The sequence below is a fragment of the Williamsia soli genome, from assembly GCF_017377795.1.
Taxonomy (GTDB): Bacteria; Actinomycetota; Actinomycetes; order Mycobacteriales; family Mycobacteriaceae; genus Williamsia; species Williamsia soli.
Genome location: NZ_JAFRDR010000006.1, coordinates 251,362 through 273,715 on the forward strand (window position 1 = coordinate 251,362; position 22,354 = coordinate 273,715).

Annotated in this window: 23 protein-coding genes and 1 riboswitch; of the genes, 12 read left to right on the forward strand and 11 right to left on the reverse strand. The window is 67.0% G+C overall.

Annotated features, from left to right (window positions below; genetic code table 11):
• The first annotated feature begins 136 nt into the window (after positions 1 to 136).
• Positions 137 to 1,498: a hemolysin family protein gene (locus J3S28_RS17815; protein ID WP_207842051.1), complete on the forward strand. Its 1,362-nt coding sequence runs from the start codon at positions 137 to 139 to the stop codon at positions 1,496 to 1,498.
• Positions 1,491 to 2,504 (forward strand): hemolysin family protein, encoded by a 1,014-nt coding sequence (locus tag J3S28_RS17820; protein WP_207842052.1) that lies wholly within the window; start codon positions 1,491 to 1,493, stop codon positions 2,502 to 2,504. Before J3S28_RS17815 ends, J3S28_RS17820 begins: the two co-directional genes overlap by 8 nt.
• Positions 2,505 to 2,575: 71 nt before the next feature.
• Here J3S28_RS17820 and J3S28_RS17825 read toward each other — a convergent pair whose 3' ends face one another.
• Positions 2,576 to 3,751 (reverse strand): pyridoxal phosphate-dependent aminotransferase, encoded by a 1,176-nt coding sequence (locus J3S28_RS17825; RefSeq protein ID WP_207842053.1) that lies wholly within the window; start codon positions 3,749 to 3,751, stop codon positions 2,576 to 2,578.
• 143 nt (positions 3,752 to 3,894) lie between these two features.
• Between J3S28_RS17825 and J3S28_RS17830 the strand changes: the two genes are divergently transcribed.
• Positions 3,895 to 4,719 carry an LppU/SCO3897 family protein gene (locus J3S28_RS17830; RefSeq protein WP_207842054.1) on the forward strand — a complete coding sequence of 275 codons (825 nt, stop codon included), beginning with the start codon at positions 3,895 to 3,897 and terminating at the stop codon, positions 4,717 to 4,719.
• Between the two features lie 15 nt (positions 4,720 to 4,734).
• On the opposite strand, the gene J3S28_RS17835 is transcribed toward J3S28_RS17830, so the two are convergent.
• Both J3S28_RS17835 and J3S28_RS17840 read right to left on the reverse strand, forming a co-directional pair.
• The gene (locus tag J3S28_RS17835; protein ID WP_207842055.1) at positions 4,735 to 6,387 is read right to left on the reverse strand and encodes a DNA repair helicase XPB; all 1,653 of its coding nucleotides are present in this window, start codon (positions 6,385 to 6,387) and stop codon (positions 4,735 to 4,737) included.
• Between the two features lie 91 nt (positions 6,388 to 6,478).
• On the reverse strand, positions 6,479 to 8,782 hold the full coding sequence (locus J3S28_RS17840; protein WP_207842056.1) for a helicase-associated domain-containing protein: 2,304 nt from the start codon (positions 8,780 to 8,782) through the stop codon (positions 6,479 to 6,481).
• 33 nt (positions 8,783 to 8,815) lie between these two features.
• Between J3S28_RS17840 and J3S28_RS17845 the strand changes: the two genes are divergently transcribed.
• From J3S28_RS17845 to J3S28_RS17865, 5 genes are all read left to right on the forward strand, one after another.
• Entirely contained in the window at positions 8,816 to 9,004 is a 189-nt protein-coding gene (locus tag J3S28_RS17845; protein ID WP_110469776.1) for a hypothetical protein, read from the forward strand.
• A gap of 64 nt (positions 9,005 to 9,068) precedes the next feature.
• Positions 9,069 to 9,515 (forward strand): cyclic pyranopterin monophosphate synthase MoaC, encoded by a 447-nt coding sequence (gene moaC / locus J3S28_RS17850; RefSeq protein ID WP_237341761.1) that lies wholly within the window; start codon positions 9,069 to 9,071, stop codon positions 9,513 to 9,515.
• The gene (locus tag J3S28_RS17855) at positions 9,508 to 9,984 is read left to right on the forward strand and encodes a MogA/MoaB family molybdenum cofactor biosynthesis protein (protein ID WP_207842058.1); all 477 of its coding nucleotides are present in this window, start codon (positions 9,508 to 9,510) and stop codon (positions 9,982 to 9,984) included. The genes moaC and J3S28_RS17855 overlap by 8 nt, the downstream gene beginning before the upstream one ends.
• Positions 9,984 to 10,421: a molybdenum cofactor biosynthesis protein MoaE gene (locus J3S28_RS17860; RefSeq protein WP_207842059.1), complete on the forward strand. Its 438-nt coding sequence runs from the start codon at positions 9,984 to 9,986 to the stop codon at positions 10,419 to 10,421. The genes J3S28_RS17855 and J3S28_RS17860 overlap by 1 nt, the downstream gene beginning before the upstream one ends.
• Positions 10,422 to 10,473: 52 nt before the next feature.
• Entirely contained in the window at positions 10,474 to 11,235 is a 762-nt protein-coding gene (locus J3S28_RS17865) for a PGAP1-like alpha/beta domain-containing protein (RefSeq protein WP_207842060.1), read from the forward strand.
• Between the two features lie 101 nt (positions 11,236 to 11,336).
• On the opposite strand, the gene J3S28_RS17870 is transcribed toward J3S28_RS17865, so the two are convergent.
• The 5 genes from J3S28_RS17870 to J3S28_RS17890 all read right to left on the reverse strand — a co-directional run bounded on the left by J3S28_RS17870 (position 11,337) and on the right by J3S28_RS17890 (position 14,678).
• Positions 11,337 to 11,945, reverse strand: coding sequence for a transglycosylase family protein (locus J3S28_RS17870; protein ID WP_207842061.1), 609 nt, complete (start codon positions 11,943 to 11,945; stop codon positions 11,337 to 11,339).
• Between the two features lie 6 nt (positions 11,946 to 11,951).
• Positions 11,952 to 12,139, reverse strand: a riboswitch (cyclic di-AMP (ydaO/yuaA leader).
• A 310-nt stretch (positions 12,140 to 12,449) separates the two neighbouring features.
• Positions 12,450 to 12,698: a MoaD/ThiS family protein gene (locus J3S28_RS17875; RefSeq protein ID WP_207842062.1), complete on the reverse strand. Its 249-nt coding sequence runs from the start codon at positions 12,696 to 12,698 to the stop codon at positions 12,450 to 12,452.
• A gap of 1 nt (position 12,699) precedes the next feature.
• Positions 12,700 to 13,722, reverse strand: a complete 1,023-nt coding sequence (gene moaA / locus J3S28_RS17880) for a GTP 3',8-cyclase MoaA (protein ID WP_237341762.1) — start codon at positions 13,720 to 13,722, stop codon at positions 12,700 to 12,702.
• Positions 13,723 to 13,891: 169 nt separating this feature from the next.
• A complete protein-coding gene (locus J3S28_RS17885) occupies positions 13,892 to 14,419 on the reverse strand; it encodes a flavin reductase family protein (RefSeq protein WP_207842063.1) in 528 nt (175 codons plus the stop codon).
• Between the two features lie 13 nt (positions 14,420 to 14,432).
• Positions 14,433 to 14,678 (reverse strand): hypothetical protein, encoded by a 246-nt coding sequence (locus tag J3S28_RS17890; RefSeq protein WP_207842064.1) that lies wholly within the window; start codon positions 14,676 to 14,678, stop codon positions 14,433 to 14,435.
• Between the two features lie 156 nt (positions 14,679 to 14,834).
• Here J3S28_RS17890 and J3S28_RS17895 point away from each other — a divergent pair, with 156 nt between their 5' ends.
• Positions 14,835 to 15,251: a cold-shock protein gene (locus tag J3S28_RS17895; RefSeq protein WP_084893485.1), complete on the forward strand. Its 417-nt coding sequence runs from the start codon at positions 14,835 to 14,837 to the stop codon at positions 15,249 to 15,251.
• Between the two features lie 11 nt (positions 15,252 to 15,262).
• Here J3S28_RS17895 and J3S28_RS17900 read toward each other — a convergent pair whose 3' ends face one another.
• Both J3S28_RS17900 and J3S28_RS17905 read right to left on the reverse strand, forming a co-directional pair.
• On the reverse strand, positions 15,263 to 15,793 hold the full coding sequence (locus J3S28_RS17900; RefSeq protein WP_207842065.1) for a DUF2771 family protein: 531 nt from the start codon (positions 15,791 to 15,793) through the stop codon (positions 15,263 to 15,265).
• Complete coding sequence (locus J3S28_RS17905; RefSeq protein ID WP_307797232.1) at positions 15,790 to 17,739, reverse strand: MFS transporter; 1,950 nt, start codon at positions 17,737 to 17,739, stop codon at positions 15,790 to 15,792. Before J3S28_RS17905 ends, J3S28_RS17900 begins: the two co-directional genes overlap by 4 nt.
• Before the next feature lie 81 nt (positions 17,740 to 17,820).
• On the opposite strand from J3S28_RS17905, the gene J3S28_RS17910 reads away from it, so the two are divergent.
• From J3S28_RS17910 to J3S28_RS17920, 3 genes are read left to right on the forward strand one after another with little or no spacing between them, the layout of a single operon-like run.
• Positions 17,821 to 18,612 carry a DUF3027 domain-containing protein gene (locus tag J3S28_RS17910; RefSeq protein WP_372436025.1) on the forward strand — a complete coding sequence of 264 codons (792 nt, stop codon included), beginning with the start codon at positions 17,821 to 17,823 and terminating at the stop codon, positions 18,610 to 18,612.
• 5 nt (positions 18,613 to 18,617) lie between these two features.
• Positions 18,618 to 21,356, forward strand: a complete 2,739-nt coding sequence (locus J3S28_RS17915; RefSeq protein WP_207842066.1) for a sacsin N-terminal ATP-binding-like domain-containing protein — start codon at positions 18,618 to 18,620, stop codon at positions 21,354 to 21,356.
• Positions 21,340 to 22,005 carry a phosphatase PAP2 family protein gene (locus J3S28_RS17920; RefSeq protein ID WP_237341720.1) on the forward strand — a complete coding sequence of 222 codons (666 nt, stop codon included), beginning with the start codon at positions 21,340 to 21,342 and terminating at the stop codon, positions 22,003 to 22,005. Before J3S28_RS17915 ends, J3S28_RS17920 begins: the two co-directional genes overlap by 17 nt.
• Here the strand turns inward: J3S28_RS17920 and J3S28_RS17925 are convergent.
• The gene (locus J3S28_RS17925; protein ID WP_372436026.1) at positions 21,893 to 22,213 is read right to left on the reverse strand and encodes a DUF2530 domain-containing protein; all 321 of its coding nucleotides are present in this window, start codon (positions 22,211 to 22,213) and stop codon (positions 21,893 to 21,895) included. The two genes, J3S28_RS17920 and J3S28_RS17925, sit on opposite strands and share 113 nt — an antisense overlap.
• Positions 22,214 to 22,354: the final 141 nt, after the last annotated feature.

Genomic DNA, 22,354 nt, shown 5'->3' on the forward strand with positions numbered 1-22,354 from the left:
TAATGTAAAATATCCTTTACTATCAGGGTCACGTTTCCCGATCGTCGTCGACAACAGAAAGAGCCATGGTCAGCGCCCCGTGCAGTAGCACACCGCCCGAATCCCTCACGAAGATCGAAGCGGGGTCGAGCCCGCGTTGACGATTCTGACCATCGCGTTCGGAATTCTCGTAGTACTTCTCATCACGGCACTCACGGGGTACTTCGTGGCCCAGGAGTTCGCGTACATGTCGGTCGATCGCTCGCGGCTCAAAGCCGGAGCCGAGGCCGGCGATGCCGGCGCCGCGCGGGCACTGTCGGTGACCCGACGCACGTCGTTCATGCTCTCGGGTGCCCAGCTCGGGATCACAGTGACCGGCCTGCTGGTCGGCTACGTCGCAGAGCCGCTGATCGGCCGGGGCCTCGGCGAGTTGCTCGGTGGGGTCGGGATCCCGACCGCGGTCGGGATCGCCGTCGGCGCCGTCCTGGCCGTGCTGTTCTCGACGTTCGTGCAGATGCTCTTCGGCGAATTGTTCCCGAAGAACCTGGCCATCGCGCGACCCGAACCGGTTGCCCGGTGGCTCGCGATGTCCACCACCATCTACCTCCGGTTGTTCGGCTGGCTGATCTGGCTGTTCGACCAGTCGTCGAATCTGTTGTTGAAGGCGTTGCGGATCGAACCCGTGCACGACGTGGAGCACTCTGCGACGGCCCGCGACCTCGAACACATCGTGGCGCAGTCCCGCGACGCCGGGGAACTTCCCGCCGAACTGTCGACCCTGCTCGATCGGATTCTCGACTTCCCGACGAGGACCGCCGAACACGCCATGATTCCGCGCTCACGCGTCGATACCGTCCGTGCCGACACCCCGGCATCCGAGGTGCTGGCGACGATGGGGTCCGGGCACACGCGCTACCCCGTGATCGGGGAGGGCGCCGATGAGTTGTGCGGCGTCATCCATCTCCATGATCTCCTCGGCAGCTCAATCGACGGTACGGCCGCCGGGCGGATGCGGCCCGCGGTCGTCGTACCCACGACGTTGCCATTGCCGCAGGTACTGGCGCAGCTCTCGGAGCGATCGGAGGAGATGGCGCTCGTGGTGGACGAGTACGGCGGTTTCGCCGGGGTGATCACCACCGAGGACATGGCCGAGGAACTCGTCGGCGAGATCGTCGACGAACACGATCCCGAAGGTGTGGCCGATGTGCAGGGTTCACCCGAGTCGGGGTGGACGATGTCCGGGGACATGCATGTCGACGAAGTGCAGCGAATGCTCGGATTCAACCTGCCCGAAGGCGATTTCGAGACCCTGGCCGGTGCGGTCGTGGCCACGTTCGAGGGCCTGCCGACGATCGGTGAGGTCGTCCGGATCTCTCTGCCGGCCGACCCGTCGGATCTGCTCGACGAAGGCGCGGCGCCGCAGCGCACCCTGGTCGCCGAGGTGCTGGAGATCGACAAGCACGTGCCCGCATCGCTGTTCGTGATGCTGGCGACCGACGAAAGATCTGACGATGAGTGACCCGTGGATCGTTCTCGCCGTCACTGTCGGGCTCATCGCTGCGAGTGCGTTCTTCGTCGCGGTCGAATTCGCGCTGATCGCGGCGCGACGGCATCGCCTCGAAGACGCCGCACCGGACAGCCGGTCGGCGCGCGCGGCGCTACGCAGTTCCAGTGAGCTCTCGGTGTTGCTCGCCGGCTCGCAGCTCGGTATCACCGTCTGCACGCTCGCGCTCGGTGCAGTCACCAAACCTGCTGTGCACCATTGGCTCACCCCTGTTTTCGACGACTGGGGTGCGCCGCTCTGGCTGGCCGACGTGCTCGGATTCGTGCTCGCGCTGATCATCGTCACGTTCTTGCATCTCGTGGTCGGGGAGATGGCGCCCAAGTCCTGGGCGATCGCTCATCCCGAGAAGTCGGCGACCCTGCTGGCCATCCCGATGCGCGGGTTCATGTGGCTGACGCGGCCATTGCTCAACCTGCTGAATCAGATGGCCAACGGCCTGCTGCGCAGGGTCGGCGTGACGCCGGTGGATCAGGTTGACACGGGCCAGGATTCGGCCGCCTTGAAGCACCTCGTCGAACACTCGGCGACGGTGGGAACGCTCGACGAGCGGTATCACGGACAGCTTGCGGTCGCGCTGGAGCTCGAGCACCTGACCGTCGGCGAACTCGTCCCCGCAACCGGTGCGCCGAGCACGGTGGATGTCGGTGCGAGCGCGGCAGACGTGCGCGGCGCCGGTCACCGCAGCGGACATCTGCGGCTGCTGGTCCGCGGCGCAAGCGGCATCGAGGGTGTGGTGCACGTGCGGGACAGCGTGGATGCGCCCGCGCATACGACCGCGTCGGACCTGATGCGTCCGGTGCTGACGTTGACCGCGGCGACTCCCGTGTACGAGGCACTCGGCACGATGCGGGAGAGCCGCAATCACCTCGCTGTCGTCATCGACGACGCCGGGTTCCGCGGGGTGCTGACCATCACCGACGTCCTGGCCAAGCTGATGCCCACCCCAGCAACGCCCGTCTAGATCTTCGCCGACCGTGCCGATAACGCCGGCGATGTGCCAAAACTCCTCGGCCGAGGTCGATGGCGCCTGGGTCAGGCGAGCGCTCGGAGTCGGTCTGCCGCCTGCGCGATCACGTCGTCTTTCTTGGCAAAGGCGAAGCGGACCAGATGATTCCAGGGTTCGGGGTGATCGACGAAGGCGCTGACCGGCACCGCGGCCACACCGATGCGGCCGGGGAGGTCGCGGCACAACGCGGCGCCGTCGTGGTAGCCGAGCGGCCGCGGGTCGGCACAGACGAAGTAGGTTCCCTCGCTCCGGTGAACGCCGAATCCGACGTCCGTCAGTGCTGCCGAGATGAGGTCGCGTTTGCGTTGCAGTGCCGCCGCCGATTCGGCGACCCAGTCCATCTCCGAGTCCAGTGCGACCGCCACCGCCGGCTGAAACGGGCCGCTGCCGACGTAGCTCATGAACTGTTTCGCAGCCCGGGCTGCGGCAACGAGTTCGGCCGGACCGCTGATCCAGCCCACCTTCCAGCCGGTGACGTTGAACGTCTTACCCGCCGACGAGACCCGCAACGTCCGTTCTCTCATGCCGGGCAGGGTGGCCAGCGGGGTGTGCTCGCGGCCGTCGAACAGCAGATGCTCATAGACCTCGTCGGTCAGCGCGACCACGTCGTTGTCGATACAGACCGCGGCTATGGCGGCGAGGTCGTCGGCGGAAAGAACGGTCCCCGTGGGGTTGTGGGGACTGTTGATCACCACCAGCGCGGTCTTCGGGGTCACGGCTGCCGCCAGCGCGTCGCGGTCGAGGGCGAAGCCGTCGCCGTCTGCGACCAAGGGCACCGTCACCCGTGTGGCTCCCGCCATGGCGGTCGCGGCGGCGTAGGCGTCGTAATAGGGCTCGATCATGACGACCTCGGAGCCCGGCTCCACGAGGCCGACGATGGCGCCCGCGATCGCCTCGGTGGCGCCGACGGTGATCAGCACCTCGGTATCCGGGTCATACTGCAGCCCATAGTGATCGAATTGGTGCCTGGCCACGGCAGTCCGTAATGCGGGGATCCCGGGGCCGGGCGGATACTGATTCTGGCCGGTGCCGATCGCCTCCTGCGCGGCGGCGAGCATGGCGGCGGGGCCGTCGGTATCGGGGAAACCCTGGCCGAGGTTGATGGCGTCGTGCGCGACCGCCAACTGCGACATCTCGGCGAAAATGGTGGACGAAAACGGTTGTAGCCGTGCGACGGTCCGTGTGTCACGCTCAGCAGTCATCCGGCCAGCTTACCTATTTGCGATCGCGATCAATTGGTTTGGTAAAGCAGAATATCCTGGACACCAGGGTGGAATTGACCGGCAGGAGGGCTGTCCGGCCAGTACGCTCACAGCGCAGGCATCCACGTCACCGGAGGTATCTCGTGTCCGATCAAGGCCCATATCCCGGTGCGCCCGGGCCGTTCAATCAGCCCGGCGGCGCAAACCCGTACAACCCTCCCGGCGGCGGAAATCCCTACAATCAACCGCCGGGTCCGCAAGGACAGCCCGGTTACCCACCGCCCGGCGGCCAGCCGTATCCGTCCAACCCGCAACAGGGCGGGCAGCCGTATCCCGCAGGCGGGCAGCACTACGGACAGGCGGGCCAGCCGTACGGCGGTGGACAACCGCCCTACGGCGGCGGCGTGCCGCAGTACGGCGGCTCGAACTACAACACCCCGCCGCCGAAGAAAAAGAAGACGATCTGGATTGTCATCGGATCGTTGGTGGCGCTGGTCGTCGCCGCAGTCGTCGCCCTGGTGGTCGTCGGCGTCGTGTTCACCGACGACATCAGCGACGTGAAGGCGGGCGACTGCGTGACCGTCACCGGCTCGAACTCCGACGCCGACTTCGACAAGGTCGACTGTGGGGATACGGATCCGCTGAACTTCTATGTCGCCGAGACGCTCGACTCCACCGACGGCTCGTGCGGGGGAGAGCAGTACTCCGAACTCACCCAGACGGGCGACGAGACCACCAAACTCTGTCTCGTCCCGAACTTCGAACAGGGGAACTGCTACGAGATCCCGATCTCGTCACTGACCGGCATGAAAGAGGTGGCGTGCGGTGCAGGCGACAGCAGTCAGCTCAACCGGACGGTGAAGGTCACGGCGAGGGTCGACTCCGTGACCGTCCCCGACTGCGACGACCCCGTCACCTTCGACAAGCCGAAGCCGCTGGGTTACTGCCTCGGCGACCCGACCGAATAGCGCGCGACGCAGCCGTCAGCCGACCGCCGGCCCGAGCAGGTCGTCGGCATCGGTGATCCGGTACGCGTAACCCTGCTCGGCGAGGAAGCGCTGCCGGTGGGCGGCGTAGTCGGCGTCGACGGTGTCACGGGAGACCACTGAGTAGAAGTGGGCTTGTCCACCATCGGCTTTCGGACGCAACAGCCGACCCAGTCGCTGCGCCTCCTCCTGGCGCGATCCGAAGGTTCCCGACACCTGCACGGCGACCGACGCCTCGGGCAGATCGATGGAGAAGTTGGCGACCTTCGAGACCACCAGCGTCTGGATCTCACCGGTGCGGAACTGCGCGAACAGCACCTCGCGCTCCTTGTTCTTCGTCGACCCCTTGATGACCGGTGCGCCCAGGGCTTCACCCAGTTCGTCGAGCTGATCGAGGTACGCCCCGATGATCAGCGTCTGAGAATCCTTGTGATTCTTGAGGATCGACTTCACCACGTTGATCTTGGTGTGCGCGGTGGAGCAGAGCTTGTACTTCTCTTCGGGCTCGGCGACCGCGTATTCGAGGCGCTCGCTGTCGGTCAGGGTCACCCGCACTTCGATGCACTCGGCAGGCGCAATCCAACCCTGGGCCTCGATGTCCTTCCACGGCGCGTCGTAGCGCTTCGGCCCGATCAGGCTGAAGACGTCACCTTCGCGGCCGTCCTCGCGGACGAGCGTCGCGGTGAGACCGAGGCGGCGGCGGGACTGCAGATCTGCGGTCATCCGGAACACCGGTGCCGGCAGCAGGTGGACCTCGTCGTAGATGATCAGACCCCAGTCGCGGGAATCGAAGAGGTCGAGATTGCGGTACTCGCCCTTCGATTTGCGGGTCATGACCTGATAGGTCGCGATCGTGACCGGCCGGATCTCCTTGCGCTCGCCGGAGTACTCGCCGATCTCGTCCTCGGTCAGCGAGGTCCGCGCGATCAGCTCTCGTTTCCACTGCCGCCCGGCGACGGTGTTGGTGACCAGGATCAGGGTGGTGGCCTGTGCGGTGGCCATCGCGGCGGCCCCGACCATCGTCTTGCCTGCACCACAGGGCAGGACCACGACGCCCGAACCGCCCGCCCAGAACGACTCGGCCGCGAGCTGCTGGTAGTCGCGCAGCTCCCAGCCGTTCTCATCCAGGGAGATCGCGTGGGCTTCGCCGTCGACGTACCCTGCGAGGTCCTCGGCGGGCCAGCCGACCTTGAGCAGGATCTGCTTGAGGCGCCCGCGCTCGGAGGCATGCACGATGACGGTGTCGTCGTCGACCCGGGCCCCGAGCATCGGCGCGACCTTCTTGTTGCGCATGATCTCGACCAGGACTGCCCGGTCATTGCTCACCAGCGTCAGACCGTGGACGGGACTCTTCACCAGCTGGAGCCGGCCGAAGCGGCCCATGGTGTCGACGACGTCCATCAGCAGGGGCTGCGGCACCGCGTACCGGGAGAAGCTGACGAGGGCGTCGACGACCTGCTCGGCGTCATGTCCGGCGGCCCGCGCATTCCACAAGGCCAGCGGGGTCACGCGGTAGGTGTGTACATGTTCGGGAGCCCGTTCGAGCTCGGCGAACGGTGCGATCGCCGCCCGCGCCTCCGCCGCCTGGGGGTGGTCGACCTCGAGTAACAGGGTTTTGTCGGATTGCACGATCAATGGTCCATCGGTCACAAGGATCCATTGTCCACGACAGCAGGTCGTGGTGGCTTCTGGCGAGCGCGACCTGGGGATTCACCCGTCACAACCCACCAAGATCGGGAGGTCAGTCGACGATTTCGACCGTGGTGATCCGGTGCAGCGAGAAACGGTGCTCTTCTTCGCTGCCGGGTTCGACCGCGACGACCTGCCCCGCGCCGATCATCCGGGGTGCGACGATGTGCTTGCTGGCGAACCCCTGTGCGTTGACGTACCCCAGACGCACGGTGCGTTTGGTGTTCAACGCGGTCTGCAGCAGCGCCGCGGCCGGCGTGCCGCCGCCGGTGACCGCAGAACCACCGGCGCCGATCCTGGTGGCCACGGCCGCGTTGGCCGCATCCTGTGATCGCATGTGGGTGACGACGGTGGCCAGCCGGTCCCGGGTCGGGGGCACGAGCGCCGACGTGCGCGCCGTCCGGCGCTCCCGGGGTGTCGGCAGCCGGGCGCCCCGCGAGCGCAGATCCACCAGTGCGCCGGTCGTGTCTTCCCCCGCCGGGGCGAAACCCGCTGCGCGGAGGGCTTCGAGGACCTCGATCAACGGGTCGGTGCTCACCGCGACCGTCGGTGCCAGAGCTCTCAGGGAGAGCTGCTCGGCGACAGGGGAACTGAGAACCGCTGCCAGCATGGTCGCGTCTTCGCACCGGATGAACGAGGTGGCGACGCCGACGCGCAACTGACCGTGCTTGCGTGCCACATCGTCGATCAGATAGGTGATCGATTGTGGAACGGGTGTTTTCGAGTGTGTGGTGAAGAAGGTGACCAGCTCGGTCCCGGTGCGGCCGGCGTCGAGTGCGCGCCGGACCGACGACTCGGAGACGCGATAGACCGATGCGGCGCCGCCGGATTCGAGGTCGGCGACCAGGGCGAGGTCGGCGGCGAGTTCGGGTGTGAGCGGCCCGGGCGCGGTGACCGTCTGATCAGCCTGGGCGAGAAAGAAATCGATGGGTGGCGGGATCGATCTGGCCATCGCCGCCACGGTGTGCTTCTCCACGTCGTCGGCGGCACCTGCCGCGACCAGGTGGCGCCCCGCCGACGTCAGTGCGCCGTGGGCGACCAACCCCAGAGCCTGTGCCTCGGAAAGGGTTTCGTTGATCGTCGTTCGCGGCATCCGGCGCACCCATCGCGGGTGTCGCCAGGCGATGTACCTGGCCACCGACACCGGCGTGACGTCGGCACCGGGCTGTGCCGCACCGAGTGCCTCGAGCACCAGCAGCCGTTCGGCCCGGGCGGCACCCTCGGCCATCTCGCCGACCAAGGCCCCGATGGGTGTGCCTTCGGGGGTGCGGCCGCCGATCTGCCACGGGCGCCGCTGCAGGTTCACCCACGCCGTCGCGATCGAGAACCACCGTCGCTCGGCGGCCTGATGGATCCAGCTGTCCGTCGAAGAGGTGGGCGCCCAGGACGGTTCGACCCCGTCGGAGATGTCGGGAACGGGGAATCCGGAGTCGATGAGCCGTAGCTCGGCCAGAACCTCCAGCACAAGGCCGATGCGTTTCTCGTCGACACCGACCAGCTTTGCCAGCCGGCGGATCTCCCGCACGCCCATTCCGCCCGCCCGCAGCACCGCCGCGGGCTGTGCTCCCAGGGTGCCGAGGGTGTCGGCGGCATGCCGGAGGAATTCCAGGGCTTCACCTGCAGCCGCGGCGTCGACCTCGCCGAGGGTGATCTTCCGGCCCCCGGCGCCGGTCAGTTCCGGTGGCCGGAGATCGGCCGGCTCGGACGGGTCTTCGCCGCGGATCAGCTGGCCGACGACCACCGGCAACTCCACCGTCTGATCGTCGACGACGACCAGCAGATCCTCGTGCACCAACCGCGGCACCGGACGATCCGAGTCGGGGCCGAGTGCGGCGTCGCGAGTGCGACCGAGACCGGGCCCGGAGGCCAGCGTGCCGAGCAGCTCTCGTTCACGCTCGGGCAGTGCGGCGAGCTTCTCCCGGATCTCCTCGAGGGTCAGCGTGTTGATCGCGGCCGTCGCCAGCCGTGAACGCCAGGGCCAGGCTGCGGCCAGGTGCGGGCCGCTGACCAGGGCCTCGGGAGGTCCCCAGAGCAGGGCGAGGTCGATCAGTCTGTCGATCCGGGCGCGGATGTCTGCCGGATCCAACCGGCCGGACAGCGCGTCGACGATGGCCGCGGTGGTCACCGGGGACGGGCCGAGTGCGCTCACCGTCTCGAGTATTGCGACCGTCGGCAGGTCCAGTTCTTCGCCGCTGCGGTTGACCGATGCGGCCGACAGGGCCCGTTGCGCGAGCACCGCGACCCCGGGCGGTGGTGGGCTCGCCAGGTCGGGACGCGAGTGCATGAGGTCGAGCAGCTGGTCGTCGTCGCGGCCCGCGAGGTCGTCGGCCAGAGTGGTTGGCGCCTCGGTCTTCATCCAGCCGATGATATGCCGGTGGTTCATGGCAGAATGACGCCCGTGGCTGAAAAGAAGAAGTACGTCGACAATGGCTGGCCGGTAGTTCCCGAAGGCGAGCACGCGGTCAGCGAGTTCGCGGCCAACGTGTCCGGGTCGCTGTCGCCGTTCGGTGATGTGGAGTTCCCACTGCCCGTCGAGGATCTCCCGTACATCCACCCGAAGACCTCCGTCAATCGCTGATCCGGTGACGACGTCGGCCGAGGGCGGACGCCTCAGTCATCTCGACGATGCCGGGGCGGCTCGCATGGTCGATGTGGGCGGCAAACCCGCGACGATGCGAAAAGCTGTGGCCACCGGCACTTTTCGGACCACAGCCGAAGTGATCACCTTGCTCTCGTCCAACGGGTTGCCCAAGGGTGACGCTCTCGCCACGGCCCGGATCGCGGGGATCATGGCGGCGAAGAAGACCTCTGAACTCATCCCGCTCTGTCACCAGGTCGCGCTCAGTTCCGTGACCGTCGACTTCGACCTCGGCGAGGAGTCGATCGAGGTCCGGGTCACTGCTGTGACCACCGACCGCACCGGTGTGGAGATGGAAGCCTTGACCGCCGTCGCCGTGACCGGTCTCACTCTCCACGACATGGTCAAAGCGGTCGATGCACGCGCATCGATGACCGACATCGGTCTGTACGAGAAGACCGGCGGGAAGAAGGGGCACTGGAAACGTGATCCTGAGGCGGGCGATGACTGACCCGAACGCCGTGGTGGTGGTTGCCTCGACCCGAGCAGCAGGCGGTGTCTACCCCGACCGCTGCGGACCGATCATCGTCACCTGGCTGCGGGAGCGTGGCTACGTGGTGCCCGACCCGATCGTCGTCCCCGATGGAGAACCGGTGGGGCGCGCCTTACGCGAGGCCATCTCGCAGGGGACCGCCGTCGTGATCACCACGGGTGGTACCGGATTGAGCCCCACCGATCACACGCCCGAACAGACCGCCGCGGTGCTCGACCGGCAGATCCCGGGCCTTGCCGACGCCATTCGCCGCAGTGGGCTGCCGAAGGTGCCCACCGCCGTTCTCTCGCGGGGCGTCGCCGGTACGGCGGGCCGCACCCTGATCGTGAACCTGCCCGGCTCGACCGGCGGGGTGAAGGACGGCCTCGAGGTGCTGGACCCGGTGCTCGCCCATGCCGTCGATCAGATCAACGGAGGCGACCACTGATGGCTGCCGTCGTCGCGCGGGCGGCGGTCACAGAAGAGCTGTTGTCGACCGCTTTTCACGAGCAACTCGCGACCGATGCCGCGGGTGGCACAGCAGGGGCGATCGTGAGCTTCGTCGGTGCTGTACGCAACCACGACGGTGGCCGGGACGTCACCGCACTGAACTACAGCGCCCACCCCACCGCGGCCGATGTCGTCGCGAGGGTGGTCGCCGACGTGGCGGCCGGCGCCGACGGGGTACGGGCGGTCGCGGTGTCGCATCGGATCGGTGACCTCTCGATCGGTGACGCCGCACTGGTGGTCGCCGTCGCCGCTGACCATCGTGGCGCCGCCTTCGCCACCTGTGCACTCCTCGTCGATGAGGTGAAAGCCCAACTCCCGGTGTGGAAACACCAGATCTTCGCCGATGGTTCCGACGAGTGGGTCGGATCGGCCTGACGTTCTCCGGGTTGCGATTGAAGATCGCGCGGTAGACCGGTACGGTCCGAGCATGAAAACCAAGGCTTACCTAACGCGCATGCTGTCTGCCGTGGTCCTGCTGATTGCAGTCGGCTCTCTGTCCACACCGGCCGCATCGGCCGGCGGAGTTGCGACGGGGGAGCGCATCGTCGTCCTGGTGCCCGGCCAGCAGGCCACTCCCGGGACCACGAGCCGGGATCAATACCGCGACATGGCAGCTGAGCTCACCGCGCAGGGGTACACCGTCCACACGGTGGATGTGAAAGGCCTCGATCTCCCCGCCGACACCCGCGTGGTCAAGGCTGCGGTCGCGAGAGCCACCGCAGGTGCCGACGTCGAGTCGGTGGCGATCGTCGGCCACAGCTACGGCGGACTTTCGGCCCGCAGTTATCTCAAGACCCTCGGTGGATCGGACCTGGTCGACACCTACATCGCCATCGGCACCCCGCAGTACGGATCTCCTGGCGGCTGCGCGCAACTGCCCGGATTCGGTTGGGACGGCTGCCCGGTGACACCGTTCATCGCCGATCTCGTCGCCGGAGACGACACCCCGGGCGACACGGCGTACTACTCGATTCGTAGTGACGAGGAACTGGCGGACGGACGTCTCGACGGTGGCCAGTACCGGGTGGCCCCGATTCCCGACCTCGTCCATGAGGTCGAACCGGCGGACCCCCGGGTCATTGCTGCGGTCTCGGAGATCCTCGCCGGCCACAGCCTTGCCGAGTTCGTCGACGAAGCCGAGGGTGACATCACGCTCGAGAAGACGCTCTTCCCGGCACCCACCCGCTGACCAGTTTGGGCGGAACCGCGCCGGAGGGATGGAAAAGGGCCCCGCACGGACTCAGATGTCGCGTGCGAGGCCCTTCGTCTGGGTCTCCGTGAAGTGCAGGATCAGGAGAGGGGCAGAACGTCCTTGTACTGGTTGAAGAAGGCGATCTGGCCGGCATCGAGATCGCCGGCGGCGTTGGCCTGGTCGATCAGGGCCTGGATGGCGGGATCGGTGATCGAGGCCTTGAGCTGGTTCGCGATCTCATCGGTCTGTGCTGCGAGGTCCGGGAGCTGGACCTGGGGCAGGGCCGGGATCTCGAGGCTGGGGGCAGCCTCGGGAGCAGGCGCGCTGCGCTCGGTGGCGCCGCTGAGGCCGGTGCCGCAGGTGGGCCATGCGCCCTTGCCCTGGTTGGCGAGCACGCGCTCGGCAACGGCGATCTGCTGCTCACGGGTGGCCTGGTCCGCGGACGGTGCGAACTCGGTGCCACCGTGGCCCGCCCAGGTGCTGGGGGAGAACTGCAGTCCGCCCTGGTATCCGTTGCCGGTGTTGATGGCCCAGTTGCCGCCCGATTCGCACGCGGCGACGGTGTCCCACTCGGCGTCGGTTGCTGCACCGGCGTTGCCGCCGCCTGCGAACGCGAGGCCTGCTCCGCCACCGATCACGGCAGAGGTGACAGCGATCTTGGCAAGGGTGCGACCGGTGCTGGTCGACTGACGATGACGTCCTGACATGAGTTTGCTTCCTCTCTCCACGCGCCTACGAAGTCAGCTGTCGGGTTCGAGCGAGAGGTTGCTCGGTTCCAGTGGAACTACACCCCAAGGACTCCGTCGGATGAAAGCGTGACGCTTTCGATCGTCGGCAGCCCGGTGATCTCCAGGAGATGTTTGGGTCCCCCGTCCTCGTCCCTGAATTGCGTTTGTTGTGTTCTCGGTTCGCGGGACGAGGTTGGGCGCGGCGAGCCGGGAATATTCAATTGCGTTGCGGTCGATCAGATCAACCGAGTCAGACGGTACGTGTTAATTCGGGTCGACACACATCTTTGCGAAGTGAGGTGTTTGACGTGTCGGGACGCCATTTCGCGTTCATATGCTATTCGCGCTGCTCATCGCTATGACTGTCGTCCCGTGTCCGTACCGTGACCGTACCGTTATGTGATGAAGGTCACTACGTCATTCGAAGGATTGAGGCGCCGATGTGGGTCGATCGACCCGATCGCCGACCACCCGTCGGTGGTCTCAGCCGCCCGCGAAGGGTGGGAGCACGTCGACGGTGTCCCCGCTCGACAGCACCCGCGAACGGTCGCGAACGGCGATCGACTCATGCAGATACGAGCATCGGTTCAGTACGTTGGCCAACTCTGGATTCTGTTGACCCAACGCAATTTCCAGATCGGCAAGAGTGGCTTTGTCAGTGAGCTTCACCACAGTTTGTTCGGTCCCCGCGGCGGCTTGGGCTGCGGCGAAGAAACGGACGCAGATCTCCATCTCAGCCGCCGATCGCAGACATCGGTCGGGACGGCTGCAAGAAGCCCGGTTCGTTGACGCCGTGGCCTGGAAGTTTGCCCCAGGTGGATTCGCGCCACCGCAGCGCGATTTCTTCATCTGAAGACGAAGTTGACTTCAGTAAACCAGCCAAGTCTGTCTCATCGGTGGCGAAGAGGCAGTTGCGCAGCTGTCCGTCGGCGGTCAGGCGGGTGCGGTCACAGTCTCCACAAAACGGCCGCGTGACCGATGCGATGACCCCCACGCGAGCCGGTTTCCCGTCGGCACCGAGGTACCCCTCGACGGTCCAGCGCTGAGCGGGCGCAGCGCCTCGTGGTGCGGTATCCGGGCGCAGATCGAATTCCCGTTGCAGTCGCTCCAAGATCTGATCCGCGGTGATCATCGTGGTGCGCGACCAGTGATGCTCGGCGTCGAGAGGCATCTGCTCGATGATGCGGAGCTCGTAGCCGCGATCCAGGCACAGTCGGAGCAGGGCGGTGGCATCGTCGAGACCGTGCTCGGTGTCGAGGACAGCGTTCACCTTCACCGGGAACAGGCCGGCCGCTGCCGCCGCCTCCAGGCCGGCGAGCACATCGGGGAGCCGGTCACGACGCGTGATCGCGGCGAATCTGGCCGCGTCGACCGTGTCGAGCGATACGTTCACCCGGTTCAGCCCGGCGTCGGCCAGCGTCTTGGCCTGATGTTTCAGACCCAGGCCGTTGGTGGTGAGCGCGACCTCTGGACGTGGGTCCAGTGCGGCGACGGCCTCGATGATGTCGGGCAGGTCTTTCCGTAGCAATGGTTCACCGCCGGTGAAGCGCACCGCCTCGACGCCGAGATGCCGAACGCCGATCGAGACCGCCCGAACGATTTCCTCCGCGGTCAGAACTTTGTCCCGCGCAAGCCAATCGAGTCCCTCTGCGGGCATGCAGTAGGTGCAGCGCAGGTTGCAGCGGTCGGTGACCGAGACACGCAGATCACGTACGGCCCGCCCAAAGGTGTCGACCATGGGTCCGCTGGTGGGCATGGCGGCGTCGCGCAGAACGGGCTTCTGCGCGGACAAGCCGCTCGGCATGCCGAGAGCGATGACAGTCACAGCTCCCAGCCTACGGTTTGTGCCGGCCGACGGTCGGGGCGACGGGGGTGATGACCACGACCACATCCGCACGTGCGGGCGTCGTCTGTCACTGGGTCCGCTAATGCGGCGCTGACGCCTTCTTTCGTTCCAGGGCGCGGAAGGTGCTCGCGTGAAAGACCAGCGGTTCCTGGACCGGGTCGGCGCGTAGGGCGTTGACCTTGAGCAACACCAGGCTGTGGTCGCCTGCGGGGATCTCGTTGTAGATGGTGCAGGAGAGCTGGGCGACGGCGCCGCCGATGAACAGCGCCCCGTCCTCGGTCGTCTCGAGTTCGAGCCCGGTGAAGCGGCGATCCGCGGCTCCGGCGAGTTGTTTGCACTCGGCGTCCTGATCGTGGGCGAAGACCGACACCCCGAGGACCGGCGCATTGCGGAGTTTCGGCCACGTGGTCGACTCGTTCTGCACGCACAGTGACACCAGCGGCGGGTCGAGGGAGACCGTCGCAAATGAGCTGGCGGCCAGGCCGATCGATTGATCACCGGACTGATGGCAGACTGCCACCACACCGGTCGGGAAACAGCTGTAGGCGCGCCGTAGGGCCGATCCATCGCTGGTCGGCGTGAGGGCTCCGTCGATTGGTGTCGTCATGTCAGTGATCAGCCTAGTTCGCCCGGGTGTCGCCGGTCGGGTTGCGCCGCTCGGCACGCTGCCGTCGGCCTGATCGCAGGGCAAAAATCAGCCCGAGTAAAAATCCGAGCGGCGCGCACATGGTCAGTAGATAGACGAACAGCGGTGCGCTCTCACCGGTGATCGGCGTCATCAGAAACAGCACGGCCAGTGCGACGAGCCCGATCGCGAAGAGCCCCAGTGCCACCCGCAGGAGCAGGTTGCCGTCGGTTTTACGCATGTGGTCAACGGTAGTGCAGTCCGCCGGGGGCCGGAAAACCCCTGTGCTGCCCGCCGGGGCCAGGGGCTAGACTGACTCCAAACGCGTCTGGCTGGACCTACCGTCACAGCGGGCGCTTTCGTTTTGTTTGATGACGAGCAGATGAGGGTGAGCGCAGTGCCCAGCGGCAAGGTGAAGTGGTACGACGCGGAGAAGGGCTTCGGCTTTCTCTCGCAAGATGAGGGCGAAGACGTCTACGTGCGTTCGTCCGCGCTCCCTGATGGGATCGAGGCTCTCAAACCCGGCCAGAAGGTCGAGTTCGGGATGGCCGCGGGACGTCGTGGTCCGCAGGCGTTGTCGGTGAAGGTGCTTGATCCGGCGCCGAGCGTCGCCAAGAACACGCGCGAGGCCGCTCGGAAAGATCAGCCGAAGAAGCACACCACCGACGAACTGCACGGCATGATCGCCGACCTCGTCACGCTGCTCGAGGGCAAGGTGCAGCCGGATCTGCGCAAGGGGCGTTATCCCGATCGCAAGACGGCGCAGATGATCTCCGAGGTCGTACGGGCCGTGGCCCGCGAGCTCGAGAACTGACGCCCGCCCGCTCAGCTCTGAGCGGGCACCTCGACGCCGTCCGGGAGGGTGTCGATTCCCCAGATCCCGCGGGGTACGAAGCCGAACTCGTCCTCGACCTGCGAGGGTTGTTTGATCTCGACGGCGGCGAGGATTCTGTCGCGGGTCGAATCGAGCGTGATCGTTCGTGCCGAATCGCTGGGGTAGAAGACCTCGTCGCCGATGTCGGAGCCCTCCGCGGTGAGGTACTGCACCACCAGGGTCCACGGGCCGACCGCCAGTTCTGATGAGAGCGACAGCATCATGGTCTCGCCGACCTTCACCGGAACTCGGGCCGGCGGGTCGAGGACCTCCCTGTTGCACTCGGCGAGGTCGATGCTGCAGTACTTGAGCGGCTCGACCCGGACGAGCTTGTCACCGCTGGCCACCTGCACGTACGGGGTGTCGTCGGCCTCGTGTCCGGACGTCAGCACAGCCACCGAACCGGCGACGATGACGACGAAGAGGACGGCGACGATCGAGAAGATGGCGAAGAATTTCTTTTCGCCGGAGGACAAGGTCATGCGCCGTGTGCACCTTTGTTCCAGGCCTCGCGGGTTGTGGGATCGATGTGGATCGCACCGGTCGGCATTGTCATGTCTGGTCGTCTGCCGCCGAAGCCGGGGACGAGGGTCGATCCCCGGTTGGTGGCGAAGGTCTGGATGAATCCGAGTGCCAGCAGTCCCGCGACCACACCGAAACCGATGGTGAGGTTGGGCGGCAGCAGGACTCCGAGCGATGCGCCGAACACCCAGCTCATCTGCAGCACGGTTTCGGAGCGACCGAAGGCAGAGGCGCGGGACTCGTCGGGCAGGTCATCCTGGATCGAGGAGTCGAGGCACACCTTTCCGATGGCGCTGGTGCCCGAGGCGATCAGTGCCGCGATGGCGATGAGCAGCAGGTTGCTGAAGATGGCGGCCACGGCCGCGACGACCATGCAGGCCCCGGTCACCATCACGATGATGTTCTGCGGGTTCTTCAGCTCGAGGCGGGTGCCGGTGGCGTTGCCGATGAAGTTGCCGATGCCGGCCGCGGCTCCGACGGCGCCCAGCATCGCCACCTGCGCCCATCCGCTGCCCCCGCCTTGCTGCGATTTGGCGTAGAACGCGATGAACAGGGTCAGGAAGCCGGTGAGGATGCGAATCGTGCCGTTGCCCCACAGGCCCACCAGGACATTGCGGCCCAGGGGTTGGCGGATGCTGGCCGCGAGAGCTTTGACCGGCGACTGCTTCTCACTCGGCGCCTCGGTGGGAGCGGGGCCGGAGTTGTTGCGCGGCTGTGAATGCCGGGCGGGTTCGCCGTGGTAGGTCAGCGTGGTGGGGACTTCGCCGGCGGTGACCTCGACCCACGAGGGGATCCGCATGCACAGGACGGCGCCTACGACGGTGATGATGGCCAGCCACACCATCGCGCCCGGGAGATGGAGTGGCAGCACCTTGCCGAGCAGGACCTCGCACAGCGCGGCGACACCGCCGCCGATGATGGTTCCGCCGACCAGTCCGAAGGTGGTCAGCCGGGAGTTCACCCGCACCAGGTCGATCGACGGCGGCAGTACCCGAGGCGTCACCGCGGACTTCAGGACGCCAAAGGATTTGGACAGCACCAACATTCCGAGTGCGCTGGGATAGAGCACCCACGGGTCGTACGTCAGCTGACCCGCGGCGGCGTCCCACCCGCAGTTGGTCATGATCAACACGGCCAGGAGCGTGCGACCGACGAACGTCCCGGCCATCGCGATACGGCGGCCGCGCTGCAGCTTGTCGAGCATCGGCCCGATCAGCGGTGCGATGATCGCGAACGGCGCGATGGTCAGCAACAGATAGAGGCCGACCTTGCCCTTGGACTCGGCGCTCGCCGCGGCGAAGAACAGGGTGTTCGCCAAGGCGATGGTCATGGCGGCGTCGACGGCGAAGTTGACGACGGTCGGGTAGGTGAGCGCGGTCAGACCCGAACGGTCGGCGCCGTCGGCCGTGGCGGCCTGGTGGATCTTGCCGATGCCCTTGGACGTCAGTTCGCGCCCTCGCAGCGCTGCCACCCGCGTCACTGTGAGCTTGCGGGGCATCGCGCGCTGCTTGTCGTCGCGGTGGTAGTCGGTCTCGTCGAGTGGTGGCAGGTGCGGATTGTGCGAGGTCTGCTGCCGGGTCTCGTGGCGGGTTGCCCCTGGCGGGGGATACGCCGCAGTCGGTGGGTTTCCGGGTGCCGGATTACCGGGCGGGGGTCCGGCCGGAGGGGGTCCCGGCGGTCGCTGCCGCGGCGGCGGGGGGCCCTGGCGCGGTGGCAGCCTCGGGCCGGCAGCGCCGTCGACCGGGTAGTTCGCGGCCCCCGGATGCGCGGCAGGCGACGGCCGAGGAGCCTGCCGCGGGTCGCGCCGAGTGGGGTCATTCTGCGAGGAACCGGAAGGGTCTCGCGCGGCTCTGCCCCGATCCGAGGAGGTCGCACGAGGATCACGTGGTGCATTTCCTCGGTTCACTTCCACGATTGTTCCCTATCTCCGGTTGGCCGACCAACCCTCGGGCGCCTGCGGCGAGTTGCGATACGGCACACTGGAGGGGTGAACGCGGTAACCGAGCAGGCAGACACAGCAACTGATCATGAGCAGGCAGATCAGCAGCGCGTGGCCACGTTGCTGGCCGGGGCCGTCTCGCAAGCGCGGGAGGCCATCGACGCAGAGGGTGACGAGGTCGGTGAGCATCTCGACGCGGTGACCGAGGCGAGCTACACAGTCACCCACTACTTCGCCGCCGACGTCCCCGGTTACCGGGGATGGCAGTGGTGCGTTGTGCTCGCGGGCTGCCCCGACAGCGACGATGTGACCGTCAACGAGGTCGCCCTGCTCCCCGGATCTCAGGCGCTCACCGCGCCCGACTGGGTGCCGTGGGCCGAGCGGCTCAAACCGGGCGACCTCCACCCCGGCGACCTGCTCGCCAGCCCTCCCGACGACCCCCGCCTGGAGCCGGGCTACGTCGACAACGGCGACGTCGATCCCGTCGATCCGGCAACGCAGGTCGTTGCGGAACTGGGCCTGGGCCGCGACCGGCTGATGACTCGCGAAGCCCGCCTCGACACCGCGCAGCGTTGGGCCGAAGGCGAATACGGCCCGGATTCGCCCATGGCGCAAGGCGCTCGCCACAACTGCGTCAGCTGCGGTTTCTACCTCCCGATCGTCGGTGCGCTGCGCGCGGCGTTCGGGGTGTGCGCCAACGAGTTCTCCGCGGACGGGCGGGTGGTGCACGCCGATCACGGGTGCGGGGCCCACACAGACGTCAAGGCGCCGTCGGGTGCCGGCAGTCCGGCGTACGACGCGTATGACGACGGTGCGGTCGAAATCCACGCCAACTCCTGACGCCGGTGCCTGCCGCGGCCGATCTCCGATCGGGACCGGATCCGTTCGGTATCAACGAGGTCCGGGATTCGACCCTGAAATCCTGGCTGACCTCGCCGACCCGGCTGCGCGAGGACGTCGCAGCTGAGTCCGACCTCGTAGGGGTCGGGTACCGCGATCGGCTCCTCACGGAGCTGGTGGCGAATGCCGCCGACGCGGCAACGGCCGCCGGGGTCTCCGGTGTGGTGAAGGTCTGGCTCGACGGCGGCGACCTGCACGTCGCGAACACCGGAAGTCCTCTCGACGCAGGCGGAGCCGCAGCGCTGACCGCGTTGCGATCGTCGAACAAGACCGGCTCCGGACTGGTGGGCCGCTTCGGGGTCGGGTTCACCGCCGTCGCCGCGGTCACCCGTCACGTCCAGATACGTTCGGGCAGTGGTTCTATCGAGTTCTCCGCCGAACGCACGCGACGCGAGTTGGCGGCTCATGGGATCGAGGCCGAGGAGGTCCCGACCCTGCGGCTCGCCTGGCCGGTTGATCTCGCGCCTGCGGCCGGCTTCGACACCGAGGTGGTGCTGCGCCTGGAACCCCACGTCGACACCGAGGCGATGATGCGGGAGTTCGCCGTGGAGGCGGTCGAACTGTTACTGGAATTGCCTGCGGTCGAGACGATTTCGGTAGCCGATCACAGGTTCACTCGGGAGCGCACCGATTCGGTGGTGTCGGTGGGGTCGCAGAGGTGGCTGGAATATTCGGCTCCCCATGCCCGCTGGCTGTTGCCGATGACGGGTGACTGGCTGGTGACCCGGCAGCGTGACGTGCTCCGCGCCCCGACGAGGACGGACGTAGAACTCACGGTCCCGGCGATCTGTATCGCCGCCGTGCGTCTGACCGCTGACCGTCGCGGCTTGCATCCCGATGCCGACATCGCCACCGCCGCAATCGGGTACGCGGACTTTGCCGCATCCCTGCCGATCGACCAGCGGACGATACTTGTTCCGGAACCGGGGTTCGCCGCGAGCCGTACCGATGAGCGCCTGCGCGGCGCCCTGGTCGATGAGTTGTCCTCGCGTCCGTGGCTTCCGGGTGCCGGTGGCGACGACCTGATCCCGGAGCGCGCCGAGGTCCTCCTCGACCTGACGTCCGGTCTGGCGGAACTCCTCGGCGAGATCATCACCACGCTGGTCCACCCCGACCTGTCCGACCGCAGTACCGTCACCCGGCTGCGCTCGGTGGGCGTGACGGAGATCGGCCTGGCAGACATCGCGTCGCGGCTCACCGGTATCGATCGCGAACCCCGGTGGTGGGGAAGGCTGTACACCGAGCTGTCGGTGGTCGCCCAGGGGCAGGTCGACGAACTCGGCGCCGTGCCGGTGCCGTTGACCGATGGCCGCACCATGCCCGGCGCGCGTGGCACCGTACTGCCTCCGCCGCAGTCCGACGACCCGGACACCGAGGTCGTCGCGCCGTCGTGGCTACCCACCGTTCATCCGCAGGCGGCCCATGAACTGCTCGGACGCCTGGGTGCGCGGCAGTTGTCGGTGTCGGAGATGCTGTCTGACCCGGCGCTGCGGGGTGAGATCGAATCCGACCCGGATGGTGATGACCTCGCCCGTAGCGTGCTGGGTCTGCTGCGCGCCGCGCCGGACGCGTCGGTACCGGCCTGGCTCGGACAGCTGTTGTTGCCGACCACCGACGGTGACGAGCGTCCCGCTGACGAACTGCTGCTGCCGAACAGCCCGTTGGCGTCGGTTTTGATCGACGATTCGCCGTTCGGCGTCGTCGACCCGGACTGGGTCGAAACGTATGGTGCAGAGGCCTTTCGCGCGCTCGGGGTGGGGTGGGGGTTCACCGTCACCCATGAGGAATACCCGACAGGCCCCGACCACGATCTTGCCGATGAAGCGCGGTGGTGGGACACGATCGGCGATCCGCCGCAGACCTTTTCGGCGGTCCGCGACCTCGACCTCGTCGACCAGGACCGGTGGCCGCAGGCCCTGAGCCTGCTCGCCGAATCCCCTGACTGTGCAGCGTTGCTGTCCGATCGCGGCGGTTACACGGCCTGGTGGCTTCGCCACTACGCGGAGATCGACGGCGCGCCGCTGGGTCACTGGCGCGCCCCGAGCGACGACACCATGGCGGGAATCTTGGATCCGCTGGATCATCCGCACGCGGATGAGCTGTCCGGGGCCCTGGGCGCGGCCGACGTCGAGGACACCGACCAGGCGTTGATGTTCCTGACCCACCTGGCCGATGCCGACCGGTCGATCAGCCCGTCTGTGGCTGCCATCACCCACACCGCACTGGCGGTGGCGCTCCGAGACGGGCGTATCGATCTCGGACGGATCGAGCCCCCGGCCGGGCTCCGCACCCTCGCCGGATCCGTCGCAGACGACGCGGTGGTGTTGGACGTGCCATGGCTCGCCGCGGCCCTCGACCCCGCCGTCGTGGTCGCGTTGGCTCCACCGGGATTTGCCCTCGCGACGCAACTGGCCGACCTCTTGGACATCCCGACGGCCACCGAGCAGTACTCAGGTGGTCCCACGGAGCCGGGGGAGGACACGACCTGGCAGGCGCATCCGCAGGCACTGAGGTCGGCGCTGATCCAGGACCGAGCTCTACCCACCGGTCCCATCCGCGTTCACGAGGCGCTGACGATCGAACTGCGCCACGGCGACGAGCGCAGCGAGCACCGGGTTCCCTGGTGGCGTGACGAGCATGGGATGGTCCACGTGGATGCGGGGTTCGATGTCCTCGGTGGCTGAGGTCGTCGAAACCGACAGGGTGTTCGGGCCCGATCAAGCGGTCCTCGATTGGGTGGTCGATCATCGGACCGGCTTCTGGGATTCGGCGATGAAAGCGGTCACGGTCCTGGGCAACACCAGCGTGCTCACGGTGGTCGCGGCCTTGGTGGCCGTGGTCCTCGCGAGCAACCGGCAGTGGCGGCCGGCGTTGCTGGTCTCGCTCGGCTCGCTGGTGGGGTCGCTCGTCATGTTCGGGCTCAAACAGCTCATCGCGCGACCGAGGCCGCCCATCCCGGAGCGGATGGTGGAGCTGTCGAGCTACTCGTTCCCGTCAGGGCACGCGATGTCGTCGACCGTGGTCTATGGGTCCATCGCGGTCTCGGCCTACTGGTGCAGCGGTTGGGTCCGCGCGCATCGTCGGGTACTGGTGGTGGCGCCGGTATTGGCCATCGCCATCGGCATCTCGCGGGTCTACCTGGGCGCACACTGGATGACCGACGTGCTGGCAGGGTGGGTCTTCGGATCGGTCTACCTCGCGGTGGCGGCGTTCCTGGTGCTCAGGACAGACCCTGCTGGGCCGCCCGGCTCCCGCGGCGCACCGCCCACTTCTGCAGAGACACCACGAAGCAGCCGAACAGACCGACTCCGAGGCCGACCAGACAAATCGTGAGCGTGTTGTCGGTTCCGAGGCCCCAGCCTGCGACGACAACCGTGGCGATCAACCACCCGAGCATGCCGACGATGATGACCGGCGCAGGCGAGGTCAGCCTGCGTGGCAATTCGGGGATGTGATCGGCCATGACCATCAGCCTAATTCGAATTGCGCGGACGGTGATTTTCGGGCCGTGAAAGTACATCTCCTTGTAAAAACTGCACATAGTTATACCTGCGAAAAATCCGGTGTGCGCAGGCACTCAGGTGATCGCCCGTGACCGTAAGTTAACCGTAATTCACTGGTGGGTCGAACAAATGAACATCACCCGTTTGGCATGCAATTTCAGAAAGCTGACTTATCCTGG